We start from the raw sequence: 14,820 nt of genomic DNA, 5'->3' as shown, positions 1-14,820 counted from the left end.
AATGTCTAAAATATCAATGACTGTGGACGGTAATACAGCCGCCGCCTATGCAGCCTATGCTTTTACCGATGTAGCGGCAATATATCCCATAACCCCATCCTCTAACATGGCGGAAGTTACCGATGATTGGGCGGCAAAGGGAAGAAAAAATATTTTCGGCCAAAATGTAAATGTAGTAGAAATGCAATCGGAAGCAGGTGCTGCCGGTGCATTTCATGGTTCCTTACAAGCGGGTGCCCTGACAACAACCTTTACGGCGTCTCAGGGATTGCTGCTTATGATTCCGAATATGTATAAGACGGCTGGAGAATTACTCCCCGGTGTTTTTCATGTCAGTGCAAGAGCATTGGCAGCCCATGCCTTAAGTATTTTTGGAGACCATCAGGATGTTATGGCAGTCAGGCAGACAGGGTGTGCTATGTTGGCAAGCGGCTCCGTACAAGAGGTGATTGACCTGGCACCGGTTGCTCATCTTGCGGCTATTAAGGGACGGCTGCCCTTTGTACATTTCTTTGACGGATTTCGGACCTCACATGAAATTCAGAAAGTGGAAGCGCTGGAGTATGAAGATTATGCTTCCCTTCTGGACATGGAAGCTTTAAAGGAATTCAGGGAAAGGGCTCTCTCCCCCAATCATCCGGTTACCAGAGGAACAGCCCAGAATCCGGATATTTATTTTCAGGGAAGAGAATCCAGCAATAGTTTTTATGACAATCTGATTCCTGTAGTAGAAGAATACCTGGAGAAAACGGCAAAATTGACCGGACGTAAATACGGTTTATTTGATTATTATGGGGCGGAAGATGCCGAGTGTATTATTATTGCCATGGGCTCTGTGACTCAGACCATAGAAGAGACGATTGACTATCACAACAGTAAAGGTGAAAAATACGGGCTTGTGAAAGTACACCTCTACAGACCCTTTAGCATGAAGCATCTAATTGGCTGTATCCCGAAATCGGTCAAAAAGATTGCGGTGCTTGACAGGACAAAGGAGCCCGGAGCACTTTATGAACCTCTTTATATGGATATCTGTGCCAGCTTTTCGGACAGACCGGATAAACCACTTATTATTGGCGGACGTTTTGGTCTTGGCTCGAAGGATACAGGACCTGCCGACATTACAGCTGTTTTTGAAAACCTGAAGGCAGAAAATCCAAAGGACCACTTTACGATTGGTATTACAGATGATATTACGGAAACTTCTCTTCCCCTGATACCGAAATTCCTGGCAGAACCGGAAGGAAGAAAGTCCTGTAAATTCTGGGGACTGGGTTCGGACGGTACCGTGGGAGCCAACAAACAGGCAATTATGATAATCGGAAATTCCACGGATTATAATGCCCAGGCATATTTTGACTATGATTCCAAAAAATCCGGCGGTATTACCATGTCCCATTTAAGATTTGGCAAATCCCCGATAAAATCCACCTATCTGGTAGACCATGCAGATTATGTGGCATGCCATAACCAGTCTTATATCAATAAATATGATATGCTAAGCGACTTAAAGCCAGGAGGCATATTTGTTCTGAACTGCCGGTGGAAGGATGAGGAATTGGAAGAAATGCTGCCTGCCAGAGTTAAAAGAGTATTGGCGGAAAAGGCAGTCAGGTTCTTTACCATTGACGCGGTAAGCATTGCATCGGAAATTGGCCTTGGCAACCGCATTAACATGATAATGCAGGGAGCCTTCTTTAAACTCATCGATATACTTCCGGAAGAGGTATTTGTAAAGAAATTAAAGGATGCGGCAGCCTATTCCTACAGTAAAAAAGGAGAACAGGTTGTGGCTATGAACCATGCAGCCATTGATAAAGGAGTATTAGGAATTCATGAAGTAAAAGTACCAAAGAGCTGGAAGGATGCTGCAGAAGAAAGGGAAGAAGCAGAGAAGGAACCGGAATTCGTACGTGATATTATGCGTCCCATGCAGGAGCAGAAAGGGAATGCCTTACCTGTCAGTGCATTTGCCGGAAGAGAGGACGGAACCTTCCCAAATGGCTCCACAGCCTTTGAAAAACGTGGTATTGCCGTTAATGTACCGGAATGGATTGATAAAAACTGCATCCAATGCAACCAGTGTTCTTTGGTTTGTCCCCACGCGGTTATCAGGCCTTTTTTGATGACAGAGGAAGAAATGAAGGATGCTCCAAAGGACTATACCGCCATTAAGGCAACGGGAAAAGGCTTGGAGAATTATTCTTTCCGTATACAGGTAAGTACCATGGATTGTACCGGATGCGGCAATTGTGCGGATATCTGTCCTGCAAAAGAGAAGGCCCTGGTTATGAAGCCAATTGACACCCAGACAGGGACACAGGTTCCCAATTGGAAATATGCCTTTTATGAAGTGGGTCATAAAAGTGACCTTCCTCTGGGAAACAGCGTAAAGGAGAGTCAGTTCAAGCAGCCCTTGATTGAGTTTTCGGGAGCCTGCGCCGGCTGCGGTGAAACTCCTTATATTAAGCTGATTACACAGCTCTTTGGTGACAGGATGATGATTGCCAATGCAACAGGCTGTTCTTCTATCTGGGGAGCATCTGCACCAAGTACCTCCTACACTTCAAACAGAGAAGGAAGAGGACCGGCCTGGGCCAATTCCCTTTTTGAGGATAATGCGGAATATGGCTTTGGTATGTATTTGGGTAATAAGCAAATCCGTAACAAACTAGAGTGTCTGATGAAAGAACTCTTAGATACCGGTATCGAGGATAATCTCAAGGAATTGATTAATGACTGGATTCACTACAGAGAAGACGGTGAAATCAGCAAAACTGCCAGTGAGAAGCTCTTAAAGGAGCTGTCAGGATATAAAAGTGCCGATAAGAAAAAAGAAAAGCTGATAGAAGAGCTTCTTGAGAAAAAGGATTATCTGATTAAGCGTTCCCATTGGATTGTAGGAGGTGACGGCTGGGCATACGACATAGGCTATGGCGGACTTGATCAGGTTATGTCTTCCGGTGAGGATATCAATGTATTGGTATTTGACACCGAAGTCTATTCCAATACCGGCGGTCAGGCATCTAAGTCTACTCCGGTGGCAGCTGTTGCCAAGTTCGCAGCCTCCGGTAAAAAATCCGGTAAAAAGGATTTGGGGAGAATGATGATGACCTATGGCAATGTCTATGTTGCCCAGGTAGGAATCCATGCGGATAACAACCAGCTGTTAAAGGCAATAAAGGAAGCAGAAAGCTATAAAGGACCTTCCATTATCATTGCTTATTCACCCTGCATCAGCCATGGTATAAAGGTGGGAATGGGTAAGAGCATGGAGACAGTAAAAGAAGCTGTAAAGGCAGGCTATTGGCATCTGTACCGTTATAACCCCGAGCTTAAGAAGGAGGGTAAGAATCCTTTTCTTCTGGATTCCAAAGAACCGGCAGGGAACTTTAGAGACTTCCTTATGGGGCAGGTGCGTTACAGTTCCCTTGTAAAGGCTTATCCCAAGGAATCGGAAGATTTGTTTAAGAAGGCAGAGGAACAGGCCAGAGAGCGCTATCTGACTTACCGGACCCTGGCAGACCTTAAAGTTTGATTATTGTTTTACTGCACCATAGCGGGTTTATTACCGTATTATGGTGCAGTTTTTTTATCTTAGGAAATTATGTTCTATTAAGATAAAAAGCCTGACTCTTTCTTTCCAGTAGTTTCCTCTATGGGATTGTTGCGTAAAAATTACAGTAGAACTTGACAGAGAGCAGGGTGCTATAGTATAACTGCATATGTTATTGCATATTGATGCAAAAAAACTTTTGAATATTAAAAAAGAAGCTATTGACAAATTAAGAGAAAGGTAGTATAAATTATTCATACAAATCATATCAAAAAAGTATGAAATAAACAAAACACAGGTGAAGGTATGATTGAAGTAAAACAGTTAACAAAGGAATTTTCAATTGCTAAGAATAAAAAGCTTACAGTTCTAAATGACGTTAATCTGGTAATTGAAGATGGAGATATCTTTGGAATAATAGGAATGAGCGGGGCCGGTAAAAGTACTTTTATCAGATGCTTGAATCTGCTGGAAAGGCCTACCAGAGGAAGCATTCTTATTGAAGGAGTGGATATAACTAAGAAAAAAGGCAGGGAGTTACTCTCTCTTCGGAAACAAATCGGAATGATCTTTCAGAATTTTAATCTGCTGATGCAAAAGAATGTAAGCAAAAATATTGCCTTTGGCCTTGAAATAACAAGGGTAAAGGATTATAAGATTCCCGGTATATCCGATGAGGACTACAAAAAACTTGGATTTTTTAAGAAGAGGAGCCTTAAGAAAAAAGAAATAGGAAGACGGGTAGATGAATTACTTAAGCTGGTAGACTTAGAGGAGAAAAAGTATGAATATCCTTCCAAACTAAGCGGCGGACAGCGTCAAAGGGTAGCAATTGCAAGAGCACTTGCTACAAATCCTTCCATCCTTCTGTGTGATGAAGCAACCTCCGCTCTTGACAGCAGAACCACGGAATCCATACTAAAGCTGCTAAAGAGGATTAATGAGGAGACTAAAGTTACCATCATTATGATTACCCATGAAATGAATGTGGTGCAAAAGATATGCAACAAAGTTGCTGTTCTGGACAAATCAGAGATTGTAGCCTCCGGTTATACCAGAGAGGTGTTTAGTGATACCTCATCGGAAATTGTAGCACAGTTATTAGGGGGAGGGGAAGAATAATGGATATTCAGGTACTAAAGACGTTGTATTCCGACTATGGAAGTATGCTTTTTCAAGGAATTTTAGATACTCTTTTTATGGTCTTTGCCTCAGTGGCAGCAGCTTACATAATGGGTATTCCCATTGGGATTTTGACAGAAGTAACAAGAAAAGGCGGGATTCGCCCGCTTCCGGTACTTAACAGTATATTAGGCTTTATCATCAATATAGGCAGATCCATTCCCTTTATTATATTATTGGTAGCGGTTATGCCTGTTACCAGAATAATAGCGGGAACTACCATAGGGCCCGAGGCAGCAACAGTACCTCTTATCATTGCAGCGACACCCTTTGTAGGAAGAATGGTGGAGAATTCCCTAAGAGAGGTGGATGCCGGTGTGATTGAAGCCGCTAAAGCAATGGGAGCTGACACCCTGCAGATAATATACAAAGTACTGCTTCCGGAAGCATTGCCTTCGCTCATTATGGGAGCTTCACTTGCAACGATAACCCTGGTAGGATACACAGCAATGGCAGGAGCCGTAGGAGGAAGAGGCTTAGGAGATATCGCATTAAGATTCGGCTACTACAGATATGAGGCAGATGTTATGGTTGCAACTATTATTCTGCTCATCATTATGGTTCAGATAATCCAAAGTATGGGACATTTTTTGTCCAAGAAGATTGATAAAAGAGGAAAAGGAGAGAATTGATTATGAAAAAAGCGAAAAGACTGGCAGCATCTGTATTAAGTTTATTATTGGTGGGGACCTTACTTGCAGGCTGCGGAACAAAGAATAATACGGCCGGATCAGAGAGCACCCCTACTGCAGAACCTACAAAAGAAACAACTTCTGATGATCAGAAAGCAGACCAGAAAGAATTAACAGAAATAGTAGTTGGAGCTACTGTTGAACCTCATGCCACCATTTTAAATTCCGATGCAGTGAAGAATTCTCTTGCAGAACAGGGATATTCTATTAAGGTAGTTGAGTATACCGACTATATACAGCCTAATGTAGCTACTGAGGACGGAAGCCTGGATGCTAACTTCTTCCAGCATGTACCCTATCTTGATGATTTCAATTCCAAGAACGGTACACATTTAAAGGCAGTGGCAAACGTACATTTTGAGCCTCTTGGAATTTATCCCGGCAAGACAAAGACTCTTGATGCCCTGGCTGAAGGAGCGCAAATTGCAGTTCCCAATGATACCACTAATGAAGCAAGAGCTTTACTTTTATTAGAAAAAGCAGGTCTTATTAAATTAAAGGAAAATATCGGACTGGACGCTACTATAAAGGATATTACTGAAAATCCTAAAAAGCTAAAGATTGTTGAAATTGAAGCCGCACAGACTGCAAAGGTATTACAGGATGTGGATGCTGCTGTTATTAACGGAAATTATGCTTTAAGCGAAGGACTTTCCGCTTCAACGGATGCCCTGTTAGTAGAAGATGCTTCCTCAGATGCAGCAAAAACATATGCAAATGTAATCGTAGTAAAAGAAGGAAATGAAGAATCCGATAAGACAAAAGCTCTTATCAAAGCGGTTACCTCGGAAGAAACCAAGAAATTCATTGAGGATAAATGGCAGGGAGCAGTAGTGCCGGTATTTTAAAGAAAGAAGAAAAGAAAGAAATACTAAGATAATATACAGTGCAGTCGGAATTTGCATAAATCCGGCTGCATTTTATCGTTTTAAGGATTGTTTTGTCACCTGTACCGAGGTATAATAGGTGCATAGCAAAAATCTATGAAAGGAAAAACGTTAGGATATTAGCGTAGACGGTTTATGAAGATAAAACATAAGATATCAATTGCAGCAGCAGCGGTGTTACTTTGCTTTATTGCGACTGTAGGTATTTTCTTTCGAATGACGGTTAAGGATGTAGTACTGGAGGAGATTAAGGAAAGACTGGCCAGCAACTCTGCCAGCGGGCTGCTTCTTTTGGACAGTGAGATACCGGGGCAGTGGCATACAGATGGTGACAAGATTTATAAGGGAGATACCCTGATGAATGACAATACAGAACTTCTGGATAAGTTATCCCAGGAAACAGGAGTAATGTATACTCTTTTTGCAGGAGATACCAGGGCGGTAACAACAATAAAGGATGCTGACGGCAGCAGGGTAGTTGGGACGAAGGCAGCTGATAATGTTGCCGAGACTGTAATTAAGGATAAAAAAATATATTCCGATAAAGCAGTCATCCTGAAAAAAGAAGCTTATGCCTATTATGTACCTATACTGGATGAGAATAACAATGTAGTTGGTATGTGGTTTAACGGTATTTATACAAAGGATATCGATAAACATTTGCTAAGCAGTTCAGTTCATATCATTGCAATACTTGGAATAATGCTGGTAGCGGGATTTGTGGTTTCTTACATATTGGGGCATTTTATATCCAAAAGTTTCTCTAAGATCAAAGAAAGCATGTCCAAAATAGAAGAAGGCGATCTGACGGGAATCTTTTCGGAGAAGCAGATGCTGCGGCGTGATGAGTCCGGTGATATCAACCGTTCATTTACCCGTATGCAGCAGAACATACTGAAAATATTGGAGAATATTCATACTGAAAGCAGAAAGATAAAGGAATCCATTGATGGCATGGTAACCAGCGCTAACAATGTTTATGATGATATTGAAAATATTTCTGCCACAACAGAGGAACTCTCAGCAGGAATGGAAGAAACAGCCGCATCTGTTCAGGAAATCAGCAATACGGCAGGAGATATAGAAGGTGAGATTATTTCCGTAGCAGAGAAGCTGGAAAATGGCCTTACGGTATCCGTGCAGATCAAAGGAAGAGCAGACGGATTAAAGCGATCGGCTTTAGGCTCCCAGCAGACAGCAGTTACAGCATATGATGCTGCCAATAAGAAGCTTAGAAATTCCATAGAAAAGACAAAGGCAATTGAAGAAATCAAGTCTTTATCCCAGACAATTCTCTCCATTACGTCCCAGACGAACCTTTTGGCACTCAATGCATCCATTGAATCTGCCAGAGCAGGTGAAGCCGGAAAAGGATTTGCGGTTGTTGCAGAGCAGATTCGTATATTAGCAGAGGATTCCAAGGCAGCTGTTTCAAAGATAGAATCAATCTCCTCTCTGGTAGCAGATGCGGTGGAAGAATTGGTAATGGATTCACAGAATATCTTAAACTTTGTGGATAATCAGGTGATCAAGGACTATGAAAATACGGTCCGTATCGGAGAACAGTATGATATGGATGCTAATACCGTCGAAGGGATGGTATCAGAGCTAACAGATACAACAGAAAAGTTAAAGCAATCCATACAATATATAAGGACTGCCATTGAAGAGGTAACACTGGCGACCAATGAAGGAGCAAAGGGAGCTTCCGATATTGCTGAAAAATCTTCTTCCATTGCTGAAAAAACCGCGGAGGTTTTAGAGCAGGTAAAGTTAAATGAGAAAAGCGCAGATACCTTAAATAAATTAATTGCTTTCTTTAAGGTAAAAGCCTAACGGCATGAAACGCTTTTAATAAAAAAGCTTCTAAGAAAAGAGTGTGTTAACAAACGGCAGCACTCTAATCTTAGAAGCTCTTTTTAATCTAAGTATTTTAAATGGCAAGTGTAATCTTATACTTATCAAGCCAATAATTAATCTGCAGAAGATAAGCTAACATTTGCGGACCTGCCATTAACTGGCCAAACCAGGGCTTTCCATAATCGGAAGGAGTGGAGAGAAAGTCTGCGATTTTTTGCTTATCGACTAACCGGTTAATAGGAGAGGAAGGATCTTTTAGTATTTCTCCAAGGCGGTCAGCAAGGATACCTTCATAGTGGGGATTATAGGTTTTGGGATAGGGGCTTTTTTTGCGGTAGAGTACTTCATCCGGAAGAAGACCTTTGGCAGATTCCCGGAGCAGATGCTTTACTACGCCATTCCGGCATTTGATATCCCAGGGGACATTCCAGACATAATCCAGTATTCTATGGTCTGCCAAAGGGACCCTGGCTTCCAGGCCTGAAAACATACTGGTTCTGTCCATGCGGTCTAAAAGAGTTGCCATAAACCATTTAATATTAAGATAAGAGATTTCTCTGCGCCTGCTCTCTTCCGGGCTTTCAGAGGAAAGTTTTGGAGTTTCAGAGACGGAAGCTTCGTAGGTTTTATTGATGTAATCCTCAAGATTAAGATCCTTCAGAAGGTCATCCTTTAATAGCTGCGTTCTGGGGAGAATATTTCTGGACCAGGGAAAGGCATGGGCTTCAAAGGCTTCTTTACTGTGAAACCAGGGATACCCGCCAAAGATTTCATCGGCACATTCACCGGTTAGAGTAACTTTATTATATTTTTTTACTTCGCTGCAAAAGTACAGCAAGGAGGAATCCACATCTGCCATACCGGGCAGATCCTTTGCATCCACTGCTTTATACAGGGCATCCGCAAGCTTGATATTATCACATTCTAAATAAGTGTGATTAGTGTTGAAATGTTTCACCATTAAATCTACATAAGGACGGTCTCTGGAGGGCTGAAAATCATTTGCCTTAAAATATTTATCATTACCGGCAAAGTCGAAGGAGAAGGTATTAAGTCTTTCCCCTCTTTTACTAAGCTCACTGGCACAGACTGCGGTTACAATACTGCTGTCAACACCGCCGGAGAGAAAGGTGCAGATAGGAATATCCGATACCATCTGTCTTATAATGGAATCTTTTAGCAAGAAGGCGGTCTTTTCAATGGTTTCCTCGTAGGAATCCGTGTGGGGCCTGCTGGTCAGTTTCCAGTATTGGTACATTTTCATGCCGTCACGGGTATACACATTATAGTAGCCCGGAAGGACTTCTTTGCAGTCTTTAAATACGCCGTTTCCATAAGTTCTGGCAGGACCAAGGCCAAATACCTCACAAAGACCGTCACGGTCAACTATGGGGCTTATTCCGGGATATTCAAAGAGCACTTTTAATTCCGAGCCAAACACGCAGACAGAATTTGTTACGGTATAAAAAAGAGGTTTTATTCCCAGGCGGTCCCTGAAGATGCTTAGGGTTTCATTATAGGAGTCCCAGATAGCAAATGCAAAGATACCGTTTAATTCCTTTACAAAGTCATTTCCGTACTCAATAATTCCCACCAAAATAACCTCTGTATCGCTGGTGGTCTGAAAGCGCCATCCCCTAAGCTCTAAATTCTCCCGTAATTCGGCGGTATTATAGAGTTCACCGTTATATATAATCGTATATAACCGGTTCCCAATCTTTCTGCTCATAGGCTGTTTGCCGTTTGTCAGGTCGATAATGGAGAGCCTGGCATGGGCAAAACCGGTATGTTCATCCAGCATGTATCCATCTTCATCAGGACCCCTGTGCTTAATACAGTTTTTCATATTTGCCAGAATATTCTGCCATTTAGCGGATCTGCTGGTGTAATTCTCCTTGAAGCTGCAAAAACCTGCTATACCGCACAATTTTGCCACCATCCTTAATCATAATAGTTATTCTATGCATAACAAAAAAGTATGATACTTTGCCATATTGTGTTTCTGAAAAAGATGTTTTATAATGAAAGGAGTTATTCGGATAAAATAGGGAAATGTGCTATATTTGAGAATAAAATATCTTTTTAAGGAGGAAATTTATGAAAGGTACAGTTGTTTCATCCTGGGTGCAATCCTGCAGAAAATTGTATGGCAATGAGGTTGTAAATAATGCTTTGAAGAATTTTAACCTTTCGAATGACCATATATTTACGCCCTTTGAGGACGTTGAAGACAGAGTAGCAAGAGGAATTGTCGATCATATCGGAAACCAGTTAGGCAAAACAACAAAAGAAATTTGGAATACCATGGGTGAAGAGAATATAAAAACCTTCAGCAAGAACTACCCGGGATTTTTCCGTCATGAATCTGCTTACCAGTTCCTGAAATCTATGAATGATGTCCATATAATAGTAATGAAGCGTTTCCGAGGAGCAAAGCCTCCCCTCCTTGATGTAGTTCCCATCTCTTCCCATGAAATATTATTTACATACCGTTCTAAAAGAGGAATGGTTGACTATCTTATTGGTTTGACACAAGGCGCTATCAAGCATTTTAATGAAAACGCCAATATTGAAATCCTGTATCAGAAGGAAGAAGAAACACAGTTAAAAATAACCTTTGAGAAGGAAATCCAGTCTACTAAAAAGTACCGTATCAACAAACTCCTATCTTTAGGCTTTATAAAAAATACAGGTGCAAAAGCTGCAGTTGTCAATACGGTAGTTGTTGCTGCTTCCTCTCTTTTATTATCAGAGGGCTGGCTAAAAACAGTGGTAATAGCTGCGGTGGCATTCGTAATTTCAGTATTGTCAAGTGGTCTCTTAAACCGTCCGAAAAAGATGATTATACAGGAACTTAAAAACCTAAGCGGCCGTAAATTTGTAGAGTCCATTGTTTTAGAATCAGGGGATGAATATGAAACCTATATGGAGCAGATAAATGAAATCAAGAGAAATATCCAGAAGGATTTCATTGGCTTTAATGCAATTGTAGACGAATTGTACACCTTTAATAAGTCAGTTTCAGAGATTGCCGGAACCATGAAGAATACCTCGGACGATATCACAGCTGTTCTTGACCAGGTTGCACAGGCTGCCATTACCCAGGCAGAGGATACCACAAAGGCCATAACCATCCTGGACGGAAGCGTTCAGAATGTAACAGGTATTTCCAATGATGGACAGAAGAATAAAACACAGATTGAAGAGGCAGTTACCGGTATTGAGGAAAGCTTTGAGAATGTACAGGCTACGGCTGGACAGATTACGAATGTTTTATACAGCTTTAGCAACATCAAAAAGGAAAGTACGGATTTAAAGAACAATGCAGATGATATCACTCAAATCGTATTGATTGTAGCTGCAATTGCAAAGCAGATAAATCTGCTGGCTTTAAATGCATCTATTGAAGCAGCAAGGGCAGGAGAAGCAGGAAAAGGCTTTACCGTTGTAGCAGAAGAGGTCAGAAAACTTTCGGAAGAAACCAACCAGGCAGTAAAGCAGATAAACGAAAGCCTTATGAACTTTGCTTCCAGTATCGGTGTTGTGGTAGAGGGCATAGACACCCAGTACATGGTATTGGAAAGTGAGAATACCAAGCTGACAAATGCCGTTATGAAGTCCAGCCAGATGAACCAGAATCTGAAAGTGGTATCCGAATTTCTCATTAAGAATTCCACGGAATTAAAATCAGAGGCAGATAACATAACCGTACTTTTTGATGGTATCCAGAACCTGGCGGCCATTGCAGAGGAAAATTCCGCATCCACCCAGGAGGCAAATTCCAACGTAACCGTTTATGTAGAGCAGATTAAAAAGCTTACGGAACAAATTACAGTATTTGATACCATGATACAGAATTTCCAGGAAGATTTAAGCAACTATATTATATAAATTATGAATTAATAAAAGACCTTAGCACTTTAGGAGAGAATGTCTCTTAAGATGCTAAGGTCTTTTTTATATAGTTTTGAAGATGTTATTTGATAAAATGGGTTCCGGTCTTTCCGTGTATGGCATCGAGAGCTTTGCTGATGTGGGTAACGACAGCTTTTCTGTCATCACCGCCGGATATGAATTTAACGGAAGCCTCAACTTTAGGCAGGATGGAACCTGCTTCAAATATATTATCTTTCATGTATTCCTGTGCTTCCAAGACAGTCAGTGTGTCCAATGGATGCTCATTCGCCTGGCCATAGGCATAAGAAACCTTCTCCACGCCTGTCAGGAACAGAAGCACCTGTGCACCTACTGCTTCGGCAAGCAATGCACTGGTGGCATCCTTTTCAATTACTGCACTTGCACCCTTTAAGACAGTACCCTGTTCCAGTACGGGAATGCCCCCGCCGCCTGCCGCAATTACCACCTGGCCTGCTGCCAGCAGAGCATTGATGGAATCAATCTCATAGATTTCAAGGGGCTTGGGAGAAGCAATGATTCTGCGGTATCCCTTTTCTTCTTTTATAACATGGTTCCCCTTCTTTTTTTCTTTTTCGGCTTCCTCTTCGGACATGTACCGTCCTATGATTTTGGTGGGATTTGCAAAGGCTTCGTCAAAGGGGTCTACCTTTACCTGTGTGATGATGGTGGCAACCGGCTTGTAAAGGCCTCTGTTTAATAATTCCGTACGGAGTATGTTCTGAAGGTCATATCCCATATAGCCCTGACTTAGGGAGCTGCATACAGGCATGGGAGCCACTGTATAGTGGTTATCCAGCCTCGCAAATTCTGTCATGGCAGTATGGAGCATGCCCACCTGGGGACCATTGCTGTGAGTTATAACAATATCATAATTATCTTCAACCAAATCCGCAATTGCTCCTGCTGCCTTTTTAATTGCCTTCTGCTGTTCAGGAAACGTTTCGCCGAAAGCATTTCTGCCCAAGGCAACGACTATTCTCTTCTTTGGCATAACAGTACCTCTTTTCTAAAGAATTAGTAGCAGAAGCACTGGTCTTTTTAAGCTTCTGCAAAATGATAGATGCCCTTATTATATTATATTTCCCAAAAAAAGAAAAGCGAAAAGAACTGTTAATAAAACTTATTACTATTCATAATAAATTACAATAAATGATTTCTTGCGTTTCGAGTAAAAATATGATAGTTTAATATGGTAACGTGATGACACATCATCTAATTGCATTGAAAAATCTGTACTTGACAACACAAGTATAATTGTATACAATAAGGCAAAATAATGACTTAAGATATAAAGGAATGAGGAGTGAAGCGATGGAAAACAGGAAAGTATTTATGAACCGCCACAATAATCTGCTTCAACTGGAAGAGCATCTATATACTCTCGTTGATGTAGAACAGCCAAATGTTTTCAGGAATTTATTTCCCTATGATGAGATACCCAAAATAGCTTTCAATGACAGAATAGTACCTCATAATTTCCCGGAAGAAATATGGATAACGGATACTACCTTCCGCGATGGACAACAGTCCAGGGCTCCTTATTCTACAGAACAGATTGTTACGATATTTGATTATCTTCACAGGCTTGGAGGACCGAAAGGAATTATCAGGCAGAGTGAATTTTTTCTTTACAGTAAAAAGGACCGGGATGCAGTATACAAATGCATGGAGAAGGGCTACCAGTTTCCGGAGGTCACCTCTTGGATCAGAGCCAGTAAAAAAGATTTCCAATTGGTCAAGGATATCGGAATGAAGGAGACCGGAATCCTGGTAAGCTGCTCTGATTATCATATCTTCTATAAGATGAAGATGACAAGAAGAGAGGCCATGAACCATTATTTAAACATTGTCCAGGAATGTCTTGAAACAGGTGTTGCTCCAAGATGCCACTTAGAGGATATTACCCGTTCGGATATCCACGGATTTGTTATTCCATTTTGCATGGAACTTATGCAGTTGGGAGAAAGGTATAAGATTCCGGTTAAGATAAGGGCTTGTGATACTATGGGATATGGAGTTAATTTTTCAGGTGCAGTAATTCCAAGATCGGTTCAGGGAATTATTTATGGCCTTGTCACCCATGGCGGTATCCCTTCACAGTTACTGGAATGGCATGGGCACAATGATTTTTATAAGGCAGTTACGAATTCTACTACCGCATGGCTCTATGGTGCCTGTGGGGTAAACTGTTCCCTGTTTGGTATTGGCGAACGTACCGGGAATACACCATTAGAAGCCATGGTATTTGAATATGCGCAGCTAAAAGGAACCCTGGACGGAATGGATACAACGGTAATTACCGAACTTGCAGAGTATTTTACAAGGGAAATAGGGTATAAGATTCCCCAGAGAACTCCCTTTGTCGGAAAGAACTTCAACGTAACCCGAGCCGGAATTCATGCGGATGGGCTATTGAAAAATGAAGAAATATATAATATATTTGATACAGAGAAATTTTTGAACAGACCCGTATTAGTGTCAGTATCCAATACATCAGGTCTTGCAGGAATTGCTCACTGGATTAACAGCTATTTTAGGCTCAAAGGAAGCGAAGCTGTCGATAAGAATGATCCGTTGGTTGTTAAAGTAAAGGAATGGGTTGATAAAGAATATGACGGCGGACGTGTTACAGTTATAACCGATGAGGAGCTTATAGCAGTTATTAATGAGATCAAGGAAAAATAAGGGAACAAAATTACAAAACCAATAGAAGAAAGGCATGGTG

9 protein-coding genes are annotated in these 14,820 nt (G+C 41.4%); 7 read left to right on the top strand and 2 right to left on the bottom strand.

Annotation, left to right across the window (positions count from 1 at the left end; genetic code table 11):
- Position 1 precedes the first annotated feature (1 nt).
- The 5 genes from nifJ to BUF11_RS15100 all read left to right on the top strand — a co-directional run bounded on the left by nifJ (position 2) and on the right by BUF11_RS15100 (position 8,153).
- Positions 2–3,538 carry a pyruvate:ferredoxin (flavodoxin) oxidoreductase gene (gene nifJ, locus BUF11_RS15120; RefSeq protein ID WP_073589701.1) on the top strand — a complete coding sequence of 1,179 codons (3,537 nt, stop codon included), beginning with the start codon at positions 2–4 and terminating at the stop codon, positions 3,536–3,538.
- A 324-nt stretch (positions 3,539–3,862) separates the two neighbouring features.
- Positions 3,863–4,678 carry a methionine ABC transporter ATP-binding protein gene (locus BUF11_RS15115; protein ID WP_073589700.1) on the top strand — a complete coding sequence of 272 codons (816 nt, stop codon included), beginning with the start codon at positions 3,863–3,865 and terminating at the stop codon, positions 4,676–4,678.
- The gene (locus tag BUF11_RS15110) at positions 4,678–5,370 is read left to right on the top strand and encodes a methionine ABC transporter permease (protein ID WP_073589699.1); all 693 of its coding nucleotides are present in this window, start codon (positions 4,678–4,680) and stop codon (positions 5,368–5,370) included. The genes BUF11_RS15115 and BUF11_RS15110 overlap by 1 nt, the downstream gene beginning before the upstream one ends.
- A 2-nt stretch (positions 5,371–5,372) precedes the next feature.
- Entirely contained in the window at positions 5,373–6,278 is a 906-nt protein-coding gene (locus BUF11_RS15105; protein ID WP_073589698.1) for a MetQ/NlpA family ABC transporter substrate-binding protein, read from the top strand.
- Between the two features lie 174 nt (positions 6,279–6,452).
- Positions 6,453–8,153 (top strand): methyl-accepting chemotaxis protein, encoded by a 1,701-nt coding sequence (locus BUF11_RS15100; protein ID WP_073589697.1) that lies wholly within the window; start codon positions 6,453–6,455, stop codon positions 8,151–8,153.
- Between the two features lie 97 nt (positions 8,154–8,250).
- Here the strand turns inward: BUF11_RS15100 and asnB are convergent, their stop codons facing one another.
- On the bottom strand, positions 8,251–10,104 hold the full coding sequence (gene asnB, locus BUF11_RS15095) for an asparagine synthase (glutamine-hydrolyzing) (RefSeq protein ID WP_073589696.1): 1,854 nt from the start codon (positions 10,102–10,104) through the stop codon (positions 8,251–8,253).
- A 170-nt stretch (positions 10,105–10,274) separates the two neighbouring features.
- On the opposite strand from asnB, the gene BUF11_RS15090 reads away from it, so the two are divergent.
- Complete coding sequence (locus tag BUF11_RS15090) at positions 10,275–12,068, top strand: heme NO-binding domain-containing protein (protein WP_073589695.1); 1,794 nt, start codon at positions 10,275–10,277, stop codon at positions 12,066–12,068.
- An 85-nt stretch (positions 12,069–12,153) separates the two neighbouring features.
- On the opposite strand, the gene arcC is transcribed toward BUF11_RS15090, so the two are convergent.
- Positions 12,154–13,086, bottom strand: a complete 933-nt coding sequence (arcC, locus tag BUF11_RS15085) for a carbamate kinase (protein ID WP_073589694.1) — start codon at positions 13,084–13,086, stop codon at positions 12,154–12,156.
- A 320-nt stretch (positions 13,087–13,406) separates the two neighbouring features.
- Between arcC and BUF11_RS15080 the strand changes: the two genes are divergently transcribed.
- Positions 13,407–14,780: a beta/alpha barrel domain-containing protein gene (locus BUF11_RS15080; RefSeq protein ID WP_073589693.1), complete on the top strand. Its 1,374-nt coding sequence runs from the start codon at positions 13,407–13,409 to the stop codon at positions 14,778–14,780.
- Positions 14,781–14,820: the final 40 nt, after the last annotated feature.

Origin of the sequence: Anaerocolumna xylanovorans DSM 12503 (assembly GCF_900143645.1) — a bacterium.
GTDB lineage: Bacteria > Bacillota > Clostridia > Lachnospirales > Lachnospiraceae > Anaerocolumna > Anaerocolumna xylanovorans.
This window is presented reverse-complemented; position numbering and strand designations above follow the sequence as displayed.